This is a genomic window from Neoroseomonas oryzicola, assembly GCF_012163135.1.
Taxonomy (GTDB): Bacteria; Pseudomonadota; Alphaproteobacteria; order Acetobacterales; family Acetobacteraceae; genus Neoroseomonas; species Neoroseomonas oryzicola.
Genome location: NZ_JAAVUP010000002.1, coordinates 259,156 through 278,983 on the forward strand (window position 1 = coordinate 259,156; position 19,828 = coordinate 278,983).

Annotated in this window: 21 protein-coding genes; 14 read left to right on the forward strand and 7 right to left on the reverse strand. The window is 70.6% G+C overall.

Going from position 1 to position 19,828, the window contains the following annotated elements; genetic code table 11:
* Positions 1 to 22: 22 nt before the first annotated feature.
* A complete protein-coding gene (ltnD, locus tag GWK15_RS07730; RefSeq protein WP_168040714.1) occupies positions 23 to 913 on the forward strand; it encodes an L-threonate dehydrogenase in 891 nt (296 codons plus the stop codon).
* Here the strand turns inward: ltnD and GWK15_RS07735 are convergent.
* Both GWK15_RS07735 and GWK15_RS07740 read right to left on the reverse strand, forming a co-directional pair.
* Positions 894 to 1,241 carry a cupin domain-containing protein gene (locus GWK15_RS07735; RefSeq protein WP_209442090.1) on the reverse strand — a complete coding sequence of 116 codons (348 nt, stop codon included), beginning with the start codon at positions 1,239 to 1,241 and terminating at the stop codon, positions 894 to 896. The genes ltnD and GWK15_RS07735 overlap by 20 nt on opposite strands.
* Entirely contained in the window at positions 1,238 to 2,584 is a 1,347-nt protein-coding gene (locus tag GWK15_RS07740) for an amidase (protein ID WP_168040715.1), read from the reverse strand. The genes GWK15_RS07735 and GWK15_RS07740 overlap by 4 nt, the downstream gene beginning before the upstream one ends.
* A gap of 163 nt (positions 2,585 to 2,747) precedes the next feature.
* Between GWK15_RS07740 and GWK15_RS07745 the strand changes: the two genes are divergently transcribed.
* Positions 2,748 to 3,302 carry a hypothetical protein gene (locus GWK15_RS07745; protein WP_168040716.1) on the forward strand — a complete coding sequence of 185 codons (555 nt, stop codon included), beginning with the start codon at positions 2,748 to 2,750 and terminating at the stop codon, positions 3,300 to 3,302.
* Here the strand turns inward: GWK15_RS07745 and araD are convergent.
* Positions 3,296 to 5,023, reverse strand: a complete 1,728-nt coding sequence (araD, locus tag GWK15_RS07750; protein ID WP_168040717.1) for an L-arabinonate dehydratase — start codon at positions 5,021 to 5,023, stop codon at positions 3,296 to 3,298. The genes GWK15_RS07745 and araD overlap by 7 nt on opposite strands.
* A gap of 53 nt (positions 5,024 to 5,076) precedes the next feature.
* On the opposite strand from araD, the gene GWK15_RS07755 reads away from it, so the two are divergent.
* The 6 genes from GWK15_RS07755 to GWK15_RS07780 all read left to right on the forward strand — a co-directional run bounded on the left by GWK15_RS07755 (position 5,077) and on the right by GWK15_RS07780 (position 10,441).
* Positions 5,077 to 5,787, forward strand: a complete 711-nt coding sequence (locus tag GWK15_RS07755; protein ID WP_168040718.1) for a GntR family transcriptional regulator — start codon at positions 5,077 to 5,079, stop codon at positions 5,785 to 5,787.
* The gene (locus tag GWK15_RS07760) at positions 5,784 to 6,683 is read left to right on the forward strand and encodes a dihydrodipicolinate synthase family protein (RefSeq protein WP_168040719.1); all 900 of its coding nucleotides are present in this window, start codon (positions 5,784 to 5,786) and stop codon (positions 6,681 to 6,683) included. Before GWK15_RS07755 ends, GWK15_RS07760 begins: the two co-directional genes overlap by 4 nt.
* 94 nt (positions 6,684 to 6,777) lie before the next feature.
* On the forward strand, positions 6,778 to 7,779 hold the full coding sequence (locus GWK15_RS07765) for a TRAP transporter substrate-binding protein (RefSeq protein WP_168040720.1): 1,002 nt from the start codon (positions 6,778 to 6,780) through the stop codon (positions 7,777 to 7,779).
* Positions 7,776 to 8,291: a TRAP transporter small permease subunit gene (locus GWK15_RS07770; protein ID WP_168040721.1), complete on the forward strand. Its 516-nt coding sequence runs from the start codon at positions 7,776 to 7,778 to the stop codon at positions 8,289 to 8,291. The genes GWK15_RS07765 and GWK15_RS07770 overlap by 4 nt, the downstream gene beginning before the upstream one ends.
* Positions 8,292 to 8,295: 4 nt before the next feature.
* Positions 8,296 to 9,594, forward strand: coding sequence for a TRAP transporter large permease subunit (locus GWK15_RS07775; RefSeq protein WP_168040722.1), 1,299 nt, complete (start codon positions 8,296 to 8,298; stop codon positions 9,592 to 9,594).
* A gap of 4 nt (positions 9,595 to 9,598) precedes the next feature.
* Positions 9,599 to 10,441, forward strand: a complete 843-nt coding sequence (locus tag GWK15_RS07780) for an NAD-dependent epimerase/dehydratase family protein (protein ID WP_168040723.1) — start codon at positions 9,599 to 9,601, stop codon at positions 10,439 to 10,441.
* Here GWK15_RS07780 and GWK15_RS07785 read toward each other — a convergent pair whose 3' ends face one another.
* Positions 10,442 to 10,972, reverse strand: a complete 531-nt coding sequence (locus tag GWK15_RS07785; protein WP_168040724.1) for a GNAT family N-acetyltransferase — start codon at positions 10,970 to 10,972, stop codon at positions 10,442 to 10,444.
* A gap of 1 nt (position 10,973) precedes the next feature.
* Positions 10,974 to 12,050, reverse strand: coding sequence for a branched-chain amino acid aminotransferase (locus tag GWK15_RS07790; protein ID WP_168040725.1), 1,077 nt, complete (start codon positions 12,048 to 12,050; stop codon positions 10,974 to 10,976).
* Between the two features lie 138 nt (positions 12,051 to 12,188).
* On the opposite strand from GWK15_RS07790, the gene GWK15_RS07795 reads away from it, so the two are divergent.
* Genes GWK15_RS07795 through GWK15_RS07810 form a run of 4 tightly spaced genes read left to right on the forward strand, consistent with a single transcriptional unit; the run spans position 12,189 to position 15,445 of the window.
* On the forward strand, positions 12,189 to 12,746 hold the full coding sequence (locus GWK15_RS07795) for a MarR family winged helix-turn-helix transcriptional regulator (RefSeq protein ID WP_168040726.1): 558 nt from the start codon (positions 12,189 to 12,191) through the stop codon (positions 12,744 to 12,746).
* Positions 12,743 to 13,456, forward strand: a complete 714-nt coding sequence (locus tag GWK15_RS07800; RefSeq protein WP_168040727.1) for a response regulator — start codon at positions 12,743 to 12,745, stop codon at positions 13,454 to 13,456. The genes GWK15_RS07795 and GWK15_RS07800 overlap by 4 nt, the downstream gene beginning before the upstream one ends.
* 7 nt (positions 13,457 to 13,463) lie before the next feature.
* On the forward strand, positions 13,464 to 14,804 hold the full coding sequence (locus GWK15_RS07805) for an ATP-binding protein (protein WP_168040728.1): 1,341 nt from the start codon (positions 13,464 to 13,466) through the stop codon (positions 14,802 to 14,804).
* The gene (locus GWK15_RS07810) at positions 14,801 to 15,445 is read left to right on the forward strand and encodes a DUF1345 domain-containing protein (protein ID WP_168040729.1); all 645 of its coding nucleotides are present in this window, start codon (positions 14,801 to 14,803) and stop codon (positions 15,443 to 15,445) included. The genes GWK15_RS07805 and GWK15_RS07810 overlap by 4 nt, the downstream gene beginning before the upstream one ends.
* Here GWK15_RS07810 and GWK15_RS07815 read toward each other — a convergent pair.
* Together GWK15_RS07815 and GWK15_RS07820 are read right to left on the reverse strand one after the other, a co-directional pair.
* Positions 15,442 to 16,413 (reverse strand): tripartite tricarboxylate transporter substrate binding protein, encoded by a 972-nt coding sequence (locus tag GWK15_RS07815; protein WP_168040730.1) that lies wholly within the window; start codon positions 16,411 to 16,413, stop codon positions 15,442 to 15,444. The two genes, GWK15_RS07810 and GWK15_RS07815, sit on opposite strands and share 4 nt — an antisense overlap.
* A 13-nt stretch (positions 16,414 to 16,426) precedes the next feature.
* Positions 16,427 to 17,422 (reverse strand): tripartite tricarboxylate transporter substrate binding protein, encoded by a 996-nt coding sequence (locus GWK15_RS07820; protein WP_168040731.1) that lies wholly within the window; start codon positions 17,420 to 17,422, stop codon positions 16,427 to 16,429.
* 169 nt (positions 17,423 to 17,591) lie between these two features.
* Here GWK15_RS07820 and lpdA point away from each other — a divergent pair, with 169 nt between their 5' ends.
* Both lpdA and GWK15_RS07830 read left to right on the forward strand, forming a co-directional pair.
* Positions 17,592 to 18,983 carry a dihydrolipoyl dehydrogenase gene (gene lpdA, locus GWK15_RS07825; RefSeq protein WP_168040732.1) on the forward strand — a complete coding sequence of 464 codons (1,392 nt, stop codon included), beginning with the start codon at positions 17,592 to 17,594 and terminating at the stop codon, positions 18,981 to 18,983.
* A 355-nt stretch (positions 18,984 to 19,338) separates the two neighbouring features.
* Positions 19,339 to 19,827 carry a GNAT family N-acetyltransferase gene (locus GWK15_RS07830; RefSeq protein WP_168040733.1) on the forward strand — a complete coding sequence of 163 codons (489 nt, stop codon included), beginning with the start codon at positions 19,339 to 19,341 and terminating at the stop codon, positions 19,825 to 19,827.
* Position 19,828 lies beyond the last annotated feature (1 nt).

Here is a 19,828-nt window from a genome sequence, read left to right on the forward strand (position 1 = left end):
CATCACGCGGGGGACAGCGCGCATGAAGGTCGGCGTCATCGGTCTGGGCAGCATGGGCATGGGCGCGGCGCTGAGCCTGCTGCGCGCCGGCCACGAGGTGACGGGCTGCGACATGCGCGCCTCGGCGCGGGACGAATTCGCCGCGGCCGGCGGCGGCGTCGCCGCGACCGGCGCCGAACTGCCCCAGGGCACCGAGGCGGTCGTCGTGCTGGTGGTCAACGCCGCGCAGACCGAAGCCGCGCTGTTCGGCGAGGGCGGCGCCGCGCCCCGCCTCGCGCCCGGCGCGGTGATCGTGAGCTCCGCGACCATGGGCCCTGACGCCGCGCGCGCGCTGGCGGACAAGGCGCAGGAACGGCAGTTGCTGTTCCTCGACGCGCCCGTCTCCGGCGGCGCGGTGAAGGCGCGGTCGGGCGAGATGACCGTCATGGCCTCGGGCAGCGCGGCCGCCTTCGGCGCGGCGGAACCCGTGCTCGGCGCCATCGCGACGAAGGTGTGGCATCTCGGCGAGGAGCCGGGCATCGGTGCGACGGTGAAGGTGGTGCACCAGCTCCTCGCCGGCGTGCACATCGCGGTGGCGGCGGAGGCGATGGCCCTCGGCATCCGCGCCGGCGCCGATCCGCAGGCGCTCTATGACGTGGTGACGAGTGCCGCCGGCAATTCCTGGATGTTCGAGAACCGCATGGCGCGCGTGCTGACCGGGGACGACGCGCCGCGCTCTGCGGTGGACATCTTCGTCAAGGACCTCGGCCTGGTGACCGAGATGGCGCGTTCGCTGAACTTCCCGGTGCCGCTCGCCTCCCAGGCGCAGCAGTTGTTCACCGCGGCGCGCGCCATCGGGCAGGGCGGCAAGGACGACGGCTTCGTCATCCGCGTCTGGCAGGCGATGACCGGGATCAAGCTGCCGGGGGAGTGACCGGCGGCAGGTGAATGGCGAGCCACAGCGTCACCGCATCGGGGGCCGTGGCGGCAACGCGATGGCGGCAGCCGGCCGGCAGCAGGCACCAGTCGCCAGGCCCGAGGTCTCGCTGAGAGCCGTCCGCGAAGGCAAGCGTCGCCGCTCCTTCGACCAGCAGGACGAACTCGTCCCAGCCCTGCTCGTACCATTCGCCGTCGCGAACGGCGCGCGAGGCGATGCGCTCGATGCGCGCCCCACCCGCGGCAGCGAGGTCCGCGAAGGTCTCGCTGCCCGGCGCGGCGGGGGTCGTGCCGTCGCGCAGCTTGCCGAAGCGGGGCGCGGTCACGCCGCCAGCGCCGCCTCCACCGCCGCCGCCACCTCGAACAGCCGCGCATCGCCCATGTGCTCGCCGGTCAGCATCAGCCCGACCGGCGCCTCTCCCTCGACATGGCAGGGGATGGAGATCGAGCAGCGATCGAGGAAGTTGCCGACGCTGGTGTTGCGCAGCAGCAGGAGGTTGATGCGGGCATAGTCCGCATCCTCCGCCACTTCCGTGATGCGCGGGGGCACCAGCGGCACGGTCGGGCAGACCATCGCGTCGAAGGGCGCGGTGCGCGCCGCGGCGGCGGCATTGATGCGCGCGCGCGCCTCGACCAGTTCGATGTAGTCCGCCGCGCTCATCTGCGCGCCACGCCGGATGCGGGAGACGACGCGCGGATCGTAGGCGTCGCCCTTCTCGGCGATCAGCCGGTGGTGCCAGGCCCAGGATTCGCTTGCCGCGAAGCCGCCGCCGGCATTGGCCACCGGAATCTCGGCGAGTTCCGGCAGGTCGAATTCGATGACATGCGCGCCGGCGGCCGACAGCCGCGTCAGGGTGCGCCCGAACACCGCGCCGACCGTCGCATCCATGCCGTCGGTCAGGAAGGTGCCGCGCGGCACGCCGAGGCGCAGGCCCTTGAGCGGAACAGGCTTCGGCGGCGTGGGGTTCTCCTCGCCCGCCATGAAGCGGTCGACGATCGCGCAATCGGCGACGCTGCGCGCCAGCGGACCGGCGGAATCGAGCGAGGGCGAGAGCGGCAGGATGCCCTCGATGGTCACGCGCCTGGCCGTCGGCTTCCATCCGACCACGCCGCAGAGCGCGGCCGGGATGCGGCAGGACCCGCCCGTGTCGGTGCCGAGCCCCGCGAAGCCCATCCCGTCCGCGACGGCGACGCCGGCGCCGGAGGAAGACCCACCCGGCAGACGTCCCGTCGCGCGGTCCCAGGGGCTCCTCGGCGTGCCGTAATGCGGGTTCACGCCGAGGCCGGAGAAGGCGAACTCCACCATGTTGGTCCGGCCGAGGATGACGAAGCCGGCGCGGATCAGCCGCTGCACGGATGGCGCCGTCGCCTTGGCCGCCGGCGCGCCCTTCAGCACGACCGAGCCCGAGCGCGTGGTCACGCCGGCCTCGTCGTAAAGGTCCTTGATGCTGATCGGGATGCCCGCGAAGGGGGAGGGGGCGCGGCCGGCCGTGCGCAGCGCATCCATCGCGGCGGCGGAGGCGCGGGCGGTGTCCGCATGCACGGTCATGAAGGCGCGCGACCCTTCGCCGGCGGGATCCGCGATGCGCGCCAGCGCGGCCTCGGTCAGCGCGGCGGCGGTGGTGTGGCCGGCCGCAAGGGCGGCGGCGGCCTCGGCGATGGTCTTCATCCGGCTACTCCTGACGTCGGGCGCATTGTCCCGCTGCCCTCCCGTCCCGGCAAGGCGGGGGCGGCCGCAAGAATTTGGCGTGTGCAGGGCCGTCGCGGAGGCGTAACTTCTCCCGCAGCCCCCGCGTAGGGATGGCCATGGCCCACCAGCAGTGAGAGCCCCGATGTTGGACATCGAACGCTTCGTCGCCGATTGCCAGACCGCGATCGCGGAGGACCGGACCCACAAGGCGATGCGGGAGGTCGTCGCGCGCGCCGTGTCGGACCCCGGTGCCGTGCTCGCCGCCCTCGGTGAGCCGACCCGCGCCGGCGTGTTTCCGATCCTCCGCTCCCCTGGCCTGACGATCCTCAACCTCGTCTGGGGGCCGCGGATGACGATCATGCCGCACAACCACAACATGTGGGCGGTGATCGGCATCTATACCGGGCGCGAGGACAACATCTTCTGGCGCCGGATCCCCGAGGAGGACCGGCTCGAGGCCGCGGGCGCCAAGGCGATGGGCGTGGGCGATTGCGCCGCGCTCGGGCGGGACATCATCCACTCCGTCACCAACCCGATCCCGCGCCTGACCGGCGCGCTGCACGTCTATGGCGGCGACTTCTTCGCCGAAGGGCGCAGCGAATGGGACCCCGAGACGCTGCACGAACAGCCCTACGACGTCGCCGCGGCGATCCGCCTGTTCGAGGATTCGAACGCCGCGATCGCCCGCGCTCAGTAGATGTCGGGTTCGGGCGTCGGCAGCGTGCCTTCGAGGAAGCGGAGGTCGCAGCCCTCGTCCGCCTGGGTCACGTTGTCGAGGTAGAGCGAGGTCCAGCCGCGCGCATAGCGCCGCTTCGGCGGCGTCCAGGCGGCGCGGCGGCGTTCCATCTCTGCATCGTCCACCAGCAGGTCGAGCCGGCGGTTCGCGACGTCGAGGCGGATCAGGTCGCCATCCTTCACGAAGGCGAGCGGCCCGCCGACATGGGATTCCGGCGCGACGTGCAGCACGCAGGTGCCGTAGGAGGTGCCGGACATGCGCGCGTCGCTGATCCGCACCATGTCGCGCACCCCCTGCTTCAGCAGCTTCTGCGGCAGCGGCAGCATGCCCCATTCCGGCATGCCGGGCCCGCCCTGCGGCCCCGCCTGCTTCAGCACCAGCACGCTGTCCGCGGTGACGTCGAGGTCCGGATCGTCGAGCCGCTTCTTGAGGTCGGCGTAATCCTCGAACACCACGGCGGGGCCGGTGTGCTGCAGCAGGCGCTGTTCCGAGGCGCTGGTCTTGATCACCGCGCCGTTGGGCGCGAGCGAACCCTTCAGCACCGCCAGCCCGCCTTCGGCCTGCAGCGGCTTTTCGAGCGGAAGGATGACGGTCTCGTCGAAGATCTCGGCGGTCGCGATGTTCTCTCCGACGGTCTTCCCCGTGACGGTCTTCGCCGACAGGTCGAGATAGGCCGAGATGCGCTTCATGAAGGCGCGCGCGCCGCCTGCGTAGAAGAAATCCTCCATCAGCTTCTCGCCCGCATTGGGGCGCAGGTTCGCGAGCAGCGGCACCCGCGCCGACAGCCGGTCGAAGCGTTCGAGGTCGAGCATCACGCCCGCACGCCGCGCCATGGCGATCAGGTGCGGGATGGCGTTGGTCGATCCGCCGAAGGCCATCGTCGTGGTCACGGCGTTGTCGACGCTGCCCTCGGTGATGATGGCCTGCGGGGTCAAATCCTCCCACACCATCTCGACGATGCGCTTGCCGGATTCCGTCGCCATGCGCGGATGGGCGGAATCCGCCGCCGGGATCGACGACGCGCCGGGCAGCGCGAAGCCGAGCGCTTCGACCGCCAGCATCATTGTCGCCGCGGTGCCCGCGGTCATGCAGGTGCCGAAGGACCGGGCGATGCCGCCTTCCATGTCCTTCCACTGGTCCTGCGTGATGTTCCCCGCGCGCAGTTCCGCGTGGTACTTCCACACGTCGGAACCGGAGCCGAGCGTCTTGCCGCGCCAGTTGCCGCGCAGCATCGGCCCGGCGGGCACGAAGATGCAGGGCAGGCCCGAGCTGATCGCGCCCATCATCAGCCCCGGCGGCGTCTTGTCGCAGCCGCCGAGCAGCACGAGCCCGTCGCAGGGATGGGACCGCGCCAGTTCCTCCGTCTCCATCGCCAGCAGGTTGCGATACAGCATCGAGGTCGGCTTCTGGTACTGCTCGGTCACCGGATGCGCGGGCAGCTCCACCGGGAAGCCGCCGGCCTGCCAGACGCCGCGCTTCACTTCCTCCGCCCGGGTGCGGAAGTGGAAGTGGCAGGGGCTCAGTTCCGACCAGGTGTTGATGATGCCGATGACCGGCTTGCCGCGGAAATCGCTCTCGGAATAACCGGCCTGCAGCATGCGGCTGCGATGGCCGAAGGCACGGAGGTCCTCGACGCCGAACCAGCGATGGCTGCGCAGTTGCTCGGGGGTCTTGCGGGGCATGGTTTCCTCCTCCTGCTTCCCCGCCACGCTGCCAACTGCTATGGCAGTTGTCCATGGCCGCCGAGACAGCCCGACAGAGGCTCGCCCCGCTGGCCGAGGAGGACACGCTTTCCCTCGGCGAACGCGCCTACCGGCGCCTGCGCGAATCCATCGTGCAGGGGATGCTGCCCGCCGGCCGCAAGATCTCCGAACGCTCCATCGCGACGGAACTCGGCATCTCCGCCCAGCCGGTGCGCGAGGCGCTGCGACGGCTCGAGCAGGACGGCATGGTCGTCACCCTGCCGCGCCGCGGCACGGTGGTCGCCGAGGTCGGGCCCGCGCAGCTCGGCGAACTGGGCCGGATCCGCGCGGCGCTGGAAGGGGTGGCCTGCGCGCTGGCGGCGGAACGGATCGATGCCGGCAGCCTCGGGGCACTCGCCGCCATCCTCAAGCGCATGACCGCCGGCACCGAGGCGGGCGACACCGAGGCACTGGACGAGGCCAATGAGGAATTCCACGCCCTGATCCACCGCGCGACCGGCAACCTGTTCCTGATCCGCTCGCTCGGCTCGCTCAGGGCCTATGACCATCTTGGCCGCCATCGCGCGATCGGCAGCACGCCGCGCGACCTGCCCAAGGCGCTCGCCGAGCACAAGGGGATCGTGGCCGCGCTGCGGCGCCACGATCCCGCCCTCGCGGAGGCCCGCATGCGGCATCACATCCTGCGATCGCTGGTGACCAACGGCGTGCTGCCGCCGCCGCCGCGCCCGATGCGCCGGCCATGACCGTGCGGGCGGCGCTGGCCGGCATCTCCGGCATCCTGGTCACCCCCTTCGATGCGGCGGACGAGATCGCGCCGGCGCGCCTCGCCCCCATCGTCGCGCGCTGCGCCGCGGCGGGCGTCGATGCGCTGACGGTCAACGGCAACACCTCGGAATTCTATGGCCTGTCCTACGCCGAGGCGGAGCGGATGCAAGCCGAGGTGCCGGCGATCGTGGCGGGCCGCGCGCGGGTCGTCGCCGGCATCGGGCGGTCGGTGAAGGAGGCGGTGCGCCTCGCGGCGCGCGCCAAGGCCGACGGCGCCGACGCGATCATGGTGCACCAGCCGCCCGATCCCTTCGTCAGCCCGCGCGGCGTGGTCGATTACGTCCGCCGCGCCGGGGAGGCGGCCGGGCTGCCGGTCGTGCTGTATCTCCGCAATCCCGGTATCGGGGATGGCGCCGTCGCCGCGCTCTGCGCGCTGCCCGGCGTCGTCGCGGTGAAATGGGCGAGTCCCGACATGATGGCCTTGGCGCGCGCGATGCGCGCCGCACCCGACGTGCTGTTCGTCTGCGGCCTGGCCGAACCCTGGGCGCCGGCCATGACCGGGCTGGGCGCGCAGGGCTTCACCTCGGGGCTGATCAGTGTCGCGCCGGATCGTTCGGTCGCCATCCTGCAGGCGCTACGGGCGGGTGATTTCGCAGATGCGAATGCGCGCATCGCCGAAATTGCCGCCTTCGAGGCGCTGCGCGCCGAGGAGCAGAACGGCGCCAATGTCTCGGTGGTCAAGGCCGCCCTCGCGCTGATGGGCGAGGATGCCGGGCCGACCCGCCCGCCCGCCGCCTGGCCTCTCGCCGATGATTCGCTCGCGCGGCTCAGGACGCTCATGGCAGGCTGGGGCCTCGTCCGGGACGGCCGTTGACGGCCGGCGCCGGGGCGCGCCAGACTGCTATCTGCTATTGCAGTTGATCCATTCGAGGGGCGGCCCACGCCCCCGACCCGAGGAGGAGTGGTCCATGACAACGAAGCCCCGGCGGCCTCGCCGTTCCCTGCTGGCCGCCGTCGCGGCGGCCGCGCTCGGCGTGGTCGGCCTCGCCGCCGCCCCGGCCTCCGCGCAGGAATGGCGCGGCTGGAACATCCATGCCGCCGACTATCCGAACGGCATCGGCATGGATGCCTTCACGCGCATCGTCGGCGAGCGGACCAGCAACCGCATCCGCATGCGCACCTTCCATTCGGCGCAGCTGGGCCAGCAGGACGAGGCCATCCAGCAGATGCGGCTGGGGACCATCGACTTCGCGAACTTCAACCTCTCGCCCTTCAACAACCTCGCGCCGACCACGAACGTCGTGACGCTGCCCTTCCTGTTCCGCGATGTCGGGCACATGCAGCGTGCGATCGACGGCCCGGCGGGCGAGGCGATCTCGGCCGACCTCGAGCGCATCGGCATCATCGCGCTCGCCTGGTACGACGCCGGCGCGCGCAGCATCTACACGACGCGGCCCGTGCGCACGCCGGCCGACCTGCGTGGGATGAAGATCCGCGTCCAGACCTCGGACCTCTGGATCGACCTTATGCGGGCGCTCAACGCCAACCCGACGCCGCTGCCCTTCGGCGAGGTCTTCACCTCGCTGCAGTCGGGCGTGATCGACGGGGCGGAGAACAACTGGCCGTCCTATGAATCGACCCGCCACTTCGAAGTCGCGCGGTACTATTCGACCACCGAGCATTCCAACGTGCCGGAGGTCCTCGCCGTCTCCCAGCAGCGCTGGCGCCGGCTGAACGAGCAGGAGCGCGCCATCCTGCGCGACGCCGCCCGCGAATCCGCCCGCATCCAGCGCGCCGCCTGGGCCGATCGCGAGCGTGTCTCGCGCGAGCGCGTCGTCGCCGCGGGCGTGACCGTGATCGAGATCCAGGACCGCGCCCCCTGGGCGACCCTGATGGAGCCGGTCTACGCGAAGTACGCCGCGGACGCCCGCCTCGCGGCGCTGGTGCAGCAGATCCGCGCGCTGCCGTGAAGGCATTCAGCCGCGCGCTCGACATCCTGTCGGCGCTGACGGTGACGGTGGCCGGCGCAGCGCTCGTCGGCCTCCTCGCCATGATGGGATGGCTGGTCTTCGGCCGCTACGTGCTGAACGACACGCCGACCTGGATCGAGCGCGCGGCGACGCTCTGCATCCTCGCCATCGCGATGCCCGTCGCGGCGGTGGGGGTGCGCGAACGCTTCCACCTCTCCGTCCTCGGCGTGCGGGAGATGCTGCCGGGCGGGCTGCAACGCATCGTCGCCATCGGCTGCGACGCGCTGATGGGCCTGTTCGGCGCCGGCATGGCGTGGTGGTCGTGGGAGCTCGTCGGCACGGTGGCGAACTTCAAGATCCCGCTGCTCGGCATCAGCCAGGGCTGGACCTACGTCCCGATGGTGGTCGGCGGCGCGCTGATGACGCTCTACGCCATCGAGCAGGTGCTCAGGGACATCCTTTCCACCGACGCACCCGAGAAGCGCGGCGTCGCGGCAGCCTTCCTGGAGTAGCGTCGTGGAATTCGGCCTGATCCTGATCTTCCTGGTCTTCGGCGGCCTCGTCGTCGCGGGCGTGCCGGTGGCCTTCTGCCTCGGCATCGCGGCGGCGGCGGGCTTCATCTACGAAGGGCTCAACCCCGCAGTCGTGTTCCAGCAGATGGCCTCGGGGATGAGCATCTTCGCCCTGCTCGCCATCCCCTTCTTCATCTTCGCCGGCGAGATCATGCTCCATGGCGGCATCGCGCGGCGGCTGGTCGCCCTCGCCTCGGCCTGCGTGGGGTGGATGCGCGGCGGGCTCGGCATGGTGGACGTGTCCACCTCGATGCTGTTCGGCGGCATCTCGGGCTCGGCGGTGGCCGATACCTCGGCGACCGGCGTGATCCTGATCCCGGCGATGAAGGCCAAGGGCTACGGGGTGGACTACGCGGTGTCCCTGACCGTGACGTCGTCCATCGCCGGCATCCTCATTCCGCCCAGCCACAACATGATCCTCTATTCGCTCGCGGCGGGCGGGGGCATCTCGGTCTCGGCGCTGTTCATCGCGGGCATCGTGCCGGGGGTGCTGATGTGCCTCTTCCTCGGCATCGCGGCCTATGTGATGGCCGTGCGGCGCGGGTATCCGGCCGATGGCTGGAAGGGCTTCCGGCACCTGGCCTGGGCCTTCGTCGACGCGTTGCCCGGCCTCTTCACCGCCTTCATCATCCTGGGCGGCGTGCTGACCGGCGTCTTCACGGTGACGGAAAGCGCGGCCTTCGGTGCGATCTGGGCGCTGGCTGTGACGCTCTTGGTGTATCGCGCGCTGTCCTGGCAGAACTTCCTCGTCGCCGTGCGGGCGTCGGTGCGTACGACCGCCGTCGTCTTCCTGCTGGTCGGCACGGCGACGGCCTTTGCCTGGCTGCTCGCGATGTATCGCCTGCCGGACATCCTGACCGAGGGCATGCTCGCGATCAGCGACAACCCGATCGTCATCCTGCTGCTGATCAATGTCTGCCTGCTGCTGCTCGGCTGCGTGATGGACATGGCGGCGCTGATCCTGATCACCACGCCGATCTTCCTGCCCGTGGTCGTCGCCATCGGCATGGACCCGGTGCAGTTCGGCATGGTGATGATGATGAACCTCGGCCTCGGGCTGACGACGCCGCCGGTGGGCGCGGTGCTCTTCGTCGGCTGCGCCATCGGGCAGATCCGCATCGAGCACATCATGCGGACCATCATTCCCTTCTGGGGCGCGATCCTCGTCGCCCTGGCGCTGACCACCTATTGGCCGGCGATCTCCCTCACGCTGCCGCGCCTGCTGCTCGGCTACGGAGCCTGACGCCATGACCGCACCCTCGAAGCCCGTCCTTCTCACCGGCGCGTCCGGCAATCTCGGCCGCCACCTGGCGAAGGCGCTGGGCGAGCAGGGCTGGCGCCTGCGCCTGACCGACATCATGCCCTTCCCGGATCCCCTGCCGGCAGGCGCAACATTCGTGAAGTCGGACCTCAATGACGGCGTGGCGCTGCTGCGCCAGGCGGAAGGCTGCGGCGCCATCCTGCATTTCGGCGGCGTGTCCGTGGAACGGCCCTTCGAGGAGGTGCTCGGCCCCAATATCCGCGGCCTCTATCACGTCTACGAGGCCGCCCGGCGCGAGGGTGCGCGCGTCGTCTTCGCCAGCAGCAACCACTCCATCGGCTTCCACGAACGCCCTGCGGGCAACAACGAACGGCTGGACTACGACTGCGCCTTCCGCCCCGACGGCTATTACGGCCTGTCCAAGGCCTATGGCGAACTGATGGGGCGGATGTACTGGGACAAGCACGGGGTCGAGAACGTCAACCTGCGCATCGGGTCCTGCTTCCCGCAGCCGATCGACCGGCGGATGCTCTCAACCTGGCTGTCCTATGCCGACCTCACGCGGCTGATCGAACGCTGCGTGCACACGCCGCGCAGCGGACACGCGGTGATCTGGGCCTGCTCGGACAACCCCGCCTCCTACTGGGGCAGGGACCACCGGGATCGCATCGGCTGGGCGCCGCAGGATTCCGCCGAGCCCTGGCGGTCCGAGGTCGGCGGCATCACCGCCGATCCGGTGACCGAGCGCTACCAGGGCGGCGGCTACACCGCGATCGAGTATTCGCGGAAGACGCCGTCCCCGCGCGACGCCTTCAGCCTCGAGGATTGATCAGGCCGCGCAGGCGGCGACCAGAAACGCCGCATCGTCCCAGGCGATGCGGCGGTAGGCCACCGCTTCGCCATGCAGCATGGCCGGGTAAGGTGCACCGTCGACGCCGCCGAGGCGCCGGTAGAAGCGCAGCGCGCCCTCATTGCCGTCGATGATGGTCAGCGCCGCGCGCGCCGCGCCCCGTGCGGCAAGCGCGCGGACCGCCCGGCCGAGCAATGCCCGCCCCACACCACCGCCGCGCAGGCCGGGCCGCAGGTGCAGGTTGTCGACATAGGCCTCGTCGCCCTCGAGCCAGGCGGCGCAGAAGCCGCGAAGGCCCTCCGGCCCCTCGGCGAGCAGCACGATCCCCGGGCGCGGCGCGGCGAAATGCGCCGCCCAGGCGTCCCGGTGCAGCGCGGGCATACGGTCCTGCAGCAGTTCCGCGGGCAGCAGCCCTGCATAGGCATCCTGCCAGGACGCCGTCAGCAGCGCCGCGATGGCGGGGGCATCGGCCGCCCCCGCCTCGCGGAAGCCGCTGTCCGTCGCGGCCACCTCAGGCCGCGGGCGGGACGATGGTCGTCCAGTTGTGCGGGTCGTTGGTGCGCCCGTACTGGATGCCGACGATCGCGTCATAGAGGCGCTGTGTCAGTTCGCCTGTCTCGCCGTTGTTGATCAGGATATCCTCGCCCTTGTAGCCGAGCGTGCCCACCGGGGAGACGACGGCGGCCGTGCCCGTGCCCCACATCTCCCGCAGGCGGCCGTGGCGGCCGGCTTCCATCACCTCGTCGATGGTGATCGGGCGCTCGCTGACCTTCAGGCCCCAGTCGCGCATCAGCTGCAGCGTCGAGGCGCGAGTCACGCCGTCGAGGATGGTGCCGCTGAGCGGCGGCGTGATGATCTCGTCGTCGATGCGCAGCATGATGTTCATGGTGCCGACCTCGTCGAGGTACTTGCGGTGCACGCCGTCGAGGTAGAGCACCTGTGTGTAGCCCGCCGCCGCCGCATCGACCTGGCCGGCCAGCGACTGCGCGTAGTTCGCCGCCGTCTTGGCTTCGCCCGTGCCGCCCTTCACCGCGCGGACATGCTTGTCGGAAGCGAGGATGCGGACCGGCTTCACCCCTTCCTTGTAGTAGGAGCCGACAGGCGAGAGGATCAGGAAGTAGAGCAGGCTGTGCGCCGGATGGACGCCCAGCATCACATCCGTCGCGATGATGGTCGGGCGCAGGTAGAGCGAGGTGCCCGCCTTGCGCGGCACCCAGTCCGCATCCACGCCCACCAGCGCGTCGAAGGACTGGCGGATGATGTCGACCGGCAGTTCCGGCATGCACATCAGCTGGGCCGAGCGGTTGAAGCGCTCGGCATGCCGCTGGGCGCGGAACAGCCGGATCTGCCCGTCATCGCCGCGGAAGGCCTTGAGCCCGTCGAAGATCGCCTGGCCGTAGTGCAGCACCGAGGTGGCGGGGTCGAGGGTCAGCGGCCCATAGGGCTCGATGCGCGGGTTGTGCCAGCCCTTCCCCTCCTCGTAGTTCATGAGGAACATGTGGTCCGTCATGACCTTGCCGAAGGCGAGCTGGTCGTCGGCAGGCTTCTGCTTCGGCGCGGTGGTGCGCGCGATCGGGAACTGGCCCATGCTGCGTGTCCTTCCGGGTTCTTGTGCGTTCGGATCGGGGTAGTAAGACGAAAGAATGTTGCTTGCGATGGTCGGAAGTTAGAATGACACGTCCGATGCGTCAATGATACTGACCCAAGCGGAGGTCTACGCCAGCTCATGCCAGCCAAGATCAGCGCGCAGAGCGCCGAGGCGCCGGAGCGCAGCCCCCTGCCGGCCGGGCGCAACCTGCTCTTCCTGCGGGAGGAGGAGCTGCGCCTTGCCCAGGACCTGCTGTTCTTCGGCTACCGCGACTTCACCGCCGGGGCGGACGAGATCCTCGCCGAGCTCGGCATGGGCCGTGCCCATCACCGCGTGCTGCATTTCGTCGGCCGCCGGCCTGGGATCACCGTGGGGGACCTGCTCGGCATCCTCGCCATCACCAAGCAGAGCCTGGGGCGCGTGCTGCAGCCGATGGTCGAGGACGGCTACGTCACCCAGACCCCCGGCCGCAGCGATCGCCGCCAGCGCCTGCTGACATTGACCGAGAAGGGCGCCGCCCTGGAACGCCGTCTGTTCGAGCGGCAGCGCGAGACGATCATGCGCGCCTACCGGGAGGCCGGGCCGGTGGCAGTGGAAGGCTTCCGCCGCGTCATGCGCGGCCTGATGGGCGAACAGGCGACCGCCGCCTTCGAATTGCTGGAGGGACCGGCCGCCGAGCCGGGGACGAGCCGATGAGCAGCACGGCCACCGAGACCGCGCATCTGCTGGTGGTGGACGACGACGCGCGCCTGCGGTCCCTGCTGCAGCGCTACCTGACCGAGCAGGGCTTCCGCGTCACCGCCGCACCCGATGCCGCCGCCGCCCGCCAGGCCCTGTCGTCCATGACCTACGACCTGCTCGTGCTCGACGTCATGATGCCAGGTGAGTCCGGCCTCGCGCTGACCGAGAGCCTGCGGACCGAGGGCAACGAGGTGCCGATCGTGATGCTGACGGCGCGCGGCGCGCCCGAGGACCGGATCAGCGGCTTCGAGCACGGCGTCGACGACTACCTGGCCAAGCCCTTCGACCCGCGGGAACTGGCGCTGCGGATCCGCACCATCCTGCGCCGCGCCGCCCCGGCCGCCGCGCCCCAGCCGCTCGCCGCCGCGCCGGTGCAGCTCGGCGCCCGCTGGTTCGACATCGAGCGCGCCGAACTGCGCGGCCCCGAGGGCGTGGTGCGCCTGACCGGCGGCGAGGCCGCGCTGCTGCAGGCCCTCGCCCGTCGGGCCGGAGAGGTGCTGAGCCGCGAGGACATCGGCGAGGCGCTCGGCACGCCCGAGGCGGGGGAACGCGCGATCGACGTGCAGGTGACGCGCCTGCGCCGCAAGGTCGAGGCCGACCCGCGCGAGCCGCGCTTCATCCAGACCATCCGCCACCGCGGCTACGTGCTGCGGCCGGGCCCCTAGCGCCGCCATGGAATGGCTGGAGCGCGTCGGGCGGAACCTGGTGCCGCGGGGGCTGCTGGGCCGCACCCTGCTGATCATCCTGGTGCCGCTGGTGGTGCTGCAGGTTATCGCGCTCTACCTGTTCTACGGCAGCCACCTCGACGTCATCTCGCGCCGCCTCGCCGCGGGCGTGGCAGGGGATGTCGCGATGGTGGTGGAACTCCTCGCGCGCAATCCGAAGCCCGAGGACCGCGGCTGGATCTTCCGCGAGGCGGCCTGGCGGCTGGATCTGTCGCTCGCCTTCGAGACCGGCGCCTCGCTTGGCCCATCCTCGAGCCGCGGCGCCTCCCTGCCGCTGCTGCCGCTCGAGGAAGACCTCGAGGCCGCGATCAACGAGCGCGTGCGCCTGCCCTTCGACGCCGACTGGCAGTCCGACCCCCGCAGCGTGATCATTCGCGTGCAGCTGCCCGACGGCGTGCTGCACGTGGAAGCGCCACGCAAGCGCCTGTTCAGCGGCACGCTCTACCTCTTCGTCATCTGGGTGGTGGGATCGTCGCTGCTGCTGTTCGCCGCCGCCGCGCTGTTCATGAAGAACCAGGTGCGCGCCGTGCGGCGGCTGGCCGAAGCCGCGGAGGCCTTCGGCCGTGGCCGCGACATCGGTCCGATGAAGCCCGAGGGCGCGACCGAGACGCGCCAGGCCGCCGTCGCCTTCAATTCCATGCAGGGCCGCATCCGCCGCTTCGTCGAAAGCCGGACGGAAATGCTGGCCGGCATCAGCCACGACCTGCGCACGCCGCTGACGCGCCTGCGGCTCGGCCTCGCCATGCTGCCCGACGCGGCGCAGGAGGACGCCCAGGCGATGACCCAGGACGTCGAGGAGATGGAGCGGCTGATCGCCGCCTACCTCTCCTTCGCGCGGGGGGAGGGGATCGAGCAGTCCCAACCGACCGACCTCGTGGAACTGGTGGGCGAGGTCGCGGCCAAGGCACGCCGCGACGGTGCGCGCGTCGACGTCAAGGCCGAGGCGAAGGAACTGGTGCTGCCGCTGCGCGCCGATGCGCTGAAGCGCTGCCTGGGCAATCTGCTCGACAATGCGCGCAAGCACGCGGAGCGGATCGCGGTTGCGGTCGCCTGCGTGCCGCGCGGGGAGGCCGGTGCCTGGGCGCAGGTCACGGTGGACGACGACGGCCCCGGCATCCCGCCCGACTCGCGGGAGGAAGCCTTCAAGCCCTTCGCCTCCTTCTCCGCCGGCGGCACGGGGCTCGGCCTCGCCATCGCGCGCGACATCGCCCGCGCCCATGGCGGTGACATCGTGCTCGAGGAAAGCCCGCTCGGCGGACTGCGCGCGCGCATCCGCCTGCCGGTATGATGTCTCCGTCGCCGGAACCGCGCTGGCCGGCCATCATCGCGCTGGTCGGGGTCTACCTGCTCATCGCTGACCTGCCGGACCACGTGCGGCTGATGCCGCACTGGGTCAGCGCGGCGGCGACGGCGCTGGCGATCCTGCCGATGGCGCTGCTGGTCTTCGGTGGGCCGACCGCCCCGCGCCTGCGCGCTGAACGCGGCGCGGTCATCGCGGTCGCGGCGCTGGTCCTCGTCTATGCCGTCACCATGCTCGCGGTGCTGATCGCGAACATCGTTGCGGGATCGAGCCCGCTCAGCGGGCTGCGGCTGCTGTCCTCCAGCGTCGTGGTCTGGGTGTGCAATATCGTCGGCTTCGGCCTGCTCTATTGGCAGGTCGATGGCGGCGGGCCGGCGGGCCGCGCCAGACGACACCGCCCCGACTGGCTGTTCCCGCAGGCCGGCGCGGGGGCTGCGGTGGAATCCGGCTGGCGGCCGGTCTTCGTGGATTACCTCTACCTGGCCTTCTCGACGGCGACGGCCTTCAGCACCACCGATGCCTCGCCGCTGACGCCGCGGGCCAAGCTCCTCATGATGAGCGAGGCGGCGATCTCCCTCGTCACGATGGTCGTCGTCGCCTCGCGCGCGATCAATGTCCTGGCGAACTAGTCGATGCTGAGGTTCAGCCGCTTCACCATGCGTTCCTCATAGACCGCGCGCTCCCGGGCGAAGGCGGTGTAGTCGGCCGGGCCGAGATATTCGTCCGGCATGTCGTTGCGCTGCATGTAGGCCTGGATGGGGTCGCTGTACTGCATCTTCTTGAAGGCCTGGTGCAGGAACTCCGTGACTTCCGGATCCATGCCCTTCGGCCCGGCGACGCCGTAGGGCGAAGTCACCACCATCCCGTAGCCCAGGTCCTGCAGCGTCGGCACATCAGGGAAGGCGCGCAGCCGGTTGCGCGTCCAGACCGCGAGCAGCTTCAGCTGCCCCGCCTCGACATTCGGCATCCAGGCGTTGGAATTCGCGATGACGTCGAGCTGGCGGGAGAGCATCGCGGTGATGTTCTCGCTGGTGCCGCGGTAGGGCACGTGGAGCATCTGCACGCCCTCCTTCTCGCACAGTTCCTCCTGCGCGAGATGGTTGGAGGTCGCGATGCCCGAGGTTCCGTAGGAGAGCTGCCCCGGCCGCGCGCGTGCCGCCGCCCACATGTCGGCCAGCGTGTTCCAGCCGGAATCCGGCCGCACCACATGCCCGAAGACGAAGCCCGTCTGCTGCATGACGTAGGTGAAGTCGTTGACCGGGTCCCAGGTCGGCCGTCGCGTCAGGTAGGGATGGCGGATCACCGAGAGATGGTGGTGCGCGATGGTGTAGCCGTCCGGCCGCGTCTGAGTGACGAGCTGGATGGCGGCCAGCGTGCCGCGCGCGCCGGGTCGGTTCTCGATGATCAGCGGCTGGCCGTATTCGCGCTGGAACATCTCGGCCTGCAGCCGCATGAAGCCGTCCAGCGCGCCGCCCGGCGCCCAGGGGATCAGGAAGCGGACGGGCCGGTTGGGAAAGCGCCCCTGGCCGAGCGAAGGCCGCGCCAGCAGCGGCACCGCCGCGCCGGCAAGGAGGATGCGTCGTGCGATCCGGGTCATCGTGCCGTCCTCCTCAACCGTCCAACGTCAGGCCGAGGCGGCGGACCATGGCCTTCTCGTACTCCACGCGCTCGGCGATGAAGGCGCGGTAGGTCTGGGTGTCCTGGTAGACGAGCGGCATGTCGAAGCGGGAGCGCACCTCGGTGTTCTCCGGCGTCATCAGCGCGGCCTTCATCACGTCGTGCAGGACGCGCACCACGCCCTCGTCCATGCCCTTCGGGCCGGACACGCCGTAGGGGGAGGTCACCACCAGGTCGTAGCCGAGCTCCTTCAGCGTCGGGACATTGGCGAAGCGCGGCACGCGCTCCGCCGTCCAGACCGAGAGCGCGCGCATCTGCGCGTTCTCGACGAAGGGCGCCCAGGTGCTGCTGTCGCAGACCATGTCGACCTGCCCGCCGATCACCGCGGTGACCGCCTCGTTCGACCCGCGATAGGGCACGTGGGTGAGCTGGACGTTCTCCTTTTCCTGGATCGATTCCATCGCCAGGTGGTTGGTCGTCCCGATGCCGGAGGTGGTGTAGGTCAGCTTGCCCGGATTGGCCCGCGCATAGGCGATCATCTCCTGCCAGGTCTGGAAGGGGCTGTTCGCCTTGACGGCGCAGCCGAACAGCCACCCGGTCATGCCGATGATGTGCGTGAAGTCCGCGATCGGGTCCCATTGCGGCGTGCGCATCATCCACGGCCGGCGCAGCACCGACAGGTGCATCTGCGTCAGCGTGTAGCCGTCGGGCCGGGCCTGCTGGGCGACCGTCATGGGCCCCAGCGTCCCACCAGCGCCGGGCCGGTTCTGGATCACCACGGGCTGTCCGAGGGTGCGGGACGCGATGTCCCCGATCGAGCGCAGCTGGACATCCGCCGAACCGCCGGCCGGCCAGGGCACCACGAGCTGGATGGGTCGGTCCGGGAAGCGGGCCTGCGCGCGGGCCACGCCTGGGGCGGCAAGGGCGGCGGCACCCGCCAGGATCAGGCGCCGTGTGGGCGCAATACGGGTGTCATCCCGGACAGACATATGGACAATCCTCTCCTTTGGGCGGCGCATCTGACGGCGCCTGCCTGCCTTGCGAGGATAAGCCCTTGACGCGGCGGTTCCCAAGGGGTTCTCCGCGCCTTGATCCGGTGGGTGGGGGCCTGGCCCTTCCGCCCGCCTTTCCGCGGCCCGAGATCAGGACGACCGAACCATGCCCGAAACCTTCGACGTCATCGTGATCGGCGCCGGCCCTGGGGGCTATGTCTGCGCCATCCGCGCGGCGCAGCTCGGCATGAAGGTCGCCTGCGTCGAGAAGCGCGAGACGCTCGGCGGCACCTGCCTCAATGTCGGCTGCATCCCCTCCAAGGCGCTGCTGCATTCCTCCGAGGTCTTCGACGAGACGGCGCATCACCTGGCCGAGCAGGGCATCAACGTCACCGGCGTCAGCCTCGACCTCGCGAAGATGCAGGCGCGCAAGGCCGATGTCGTGAAGGCCAACGTCAATGGCGTCGAGTTCCTCTTCAAGAAGAACAAGGTGACCTGGCTGAAGGGCGAGGGCCGCATCACCGCCCCCGGCACCGTGCAGGTGAACGGCACCGACTACGCCGCGAAGCACATCGTCATCGCGACCGGCAGCGAAAGCACCCCGCTGCGCGGCGTCGAGGTCGACGAGAAGCGCATCGTCACCTCCACAGGCGCGCTGGAACTGGACGCCGTGCCGAAGCACCTCGTCGTCATCGGCGGCGGCGTGATCGGGCTCGAGCTGGGGTCCGTCTGGCGCCGCCTCGGCGCCGAGGTCACGGTGATCGAGTTCCTCGATGGCATCCTGCCCGGCATGGATGGCGAGGTGCGCAAGCAGTTCGAGCGCATCCTGACCAAGCAGGGCATGAAGTTCCGCCTGAAGTCGAAGGTGACCGGCGCCGCCGCCAACGCGACCGGCGTCACGCTGAAGGTCGAGCCCGCCGAGGGCGGCGCGGCCGAGGAGATCCGCGCCGACGTCGTGCTGCTCGCGATCGGCCGCCGTCCCTATGTCGCGGGCCTCGGTCTCGATGCGGTGGGCGTGGCGCTGGACGAGCGCGGCCGCGTCAAGACCGACGCGCATTTCGCGACCGGCGTGCCGGGCATCTACGCCATCGGCGATGCCATCGCCGGCGCGATGCTCGCCCACAAGGCCGAGGACGAGGGCTATGCGCTGGCCGAGATGCTCGCCGGGCAGAAGCCGCACATCAACTACGACGCCATCCCTGGCGTCGTGTACACGTGGCCGGAAGTTGCCGCCGTCGGCGCGACCGAGGAAGCGCTGAAGGCCGCGGGCACCGCCTACAAGGTCGGCAAGTTCCCCTTCATGGCGAACGGCCGCGCGCGCGCCATGGGCGCGACGGACGGCTTCGTGAAGGTCCTGTCGGACAAGGCGACGGACAAGGTGCTCGGCGCGCACATCATCGGGCCGGATGCCGGCACGCTGATCGCCGAGATCGCGATCGCGATCGAGTTCGGCGCCTCGGCCGAGGACATCGCGCGGGTGAGTCACGCACATCCCTCGCTGAACGAGGCGGTGAAGGAAGCCGCGATGGCCGCCTGGCAGAAGCCGTTGCACATTTAACGGCCTCAATCGCCGGCGCGCGTTCGGCCCGAGGCTGTGCCTCGGGCCGATTGTTTTTGTGCCTCAATCGCCGGCGCCGGCATCCGCCGGCTTGGCTTTCGCGCCCTGTGCCGTCGCACTGGGCGCGGTCGCGCTTTGCGCTCCCGGCCCGAGGCTGTGCCTCGGACCGAGTGTTTTGTGCCTCAATCGCCGGTGCGCGCATCCGCGCGCTTGGCTCGCGCGCCGTGGACTGGCGCGCCTGGCCCGGCAGATGGTCTGGGCGCGGTCGCGCATTCGCGCTCCCGGCCCGAGGCAATGCCTCGGGCCGCCCTGGCAAGGAGGTGCGCCGCGGCGGCCAGGGCGGCATATTGCCGCCATGCGCGACCTTCCCTATCGGATCGGCCCGGCCAGCACCGCGGACGACATCGCCGCCGTGGCGCGCCTGTTCCGCCAATACGCGGCGTCGCTGCCGGTCGATCTCGGCTACCAGGATTTCGAGACCGAGCTCGCCGGCCTTCCAGGCAAATACGCCCCGCCCGCCGGCGCGCTGCTGATCGCGCGGGACGGGAAGGGCACCGCGCTCGCCTGCGTCGCGCTGCGCGCGATGGCCGATCCCGGCCGTTGCGAGATGAAGCGCCTCTACGTCGCCCCGTCCGGCCGCGGCCTCGGTCTCGGGCGCGCCATGGCCGAGGCGATCTGCGCCGAGGCCGCGCGCCTGGGCTATCGCGAGATCTGCCTCGACACCCTGCCGACCATGGCGGACGCCCAGGTGCTCTATGCCCGCATGGGCTTCGTCGATATCGCGCCCTACTACGACACCCCTGTCGCCGGCACGCGGTTCCTCGCGCGAGTGCTGACGGGCTGAC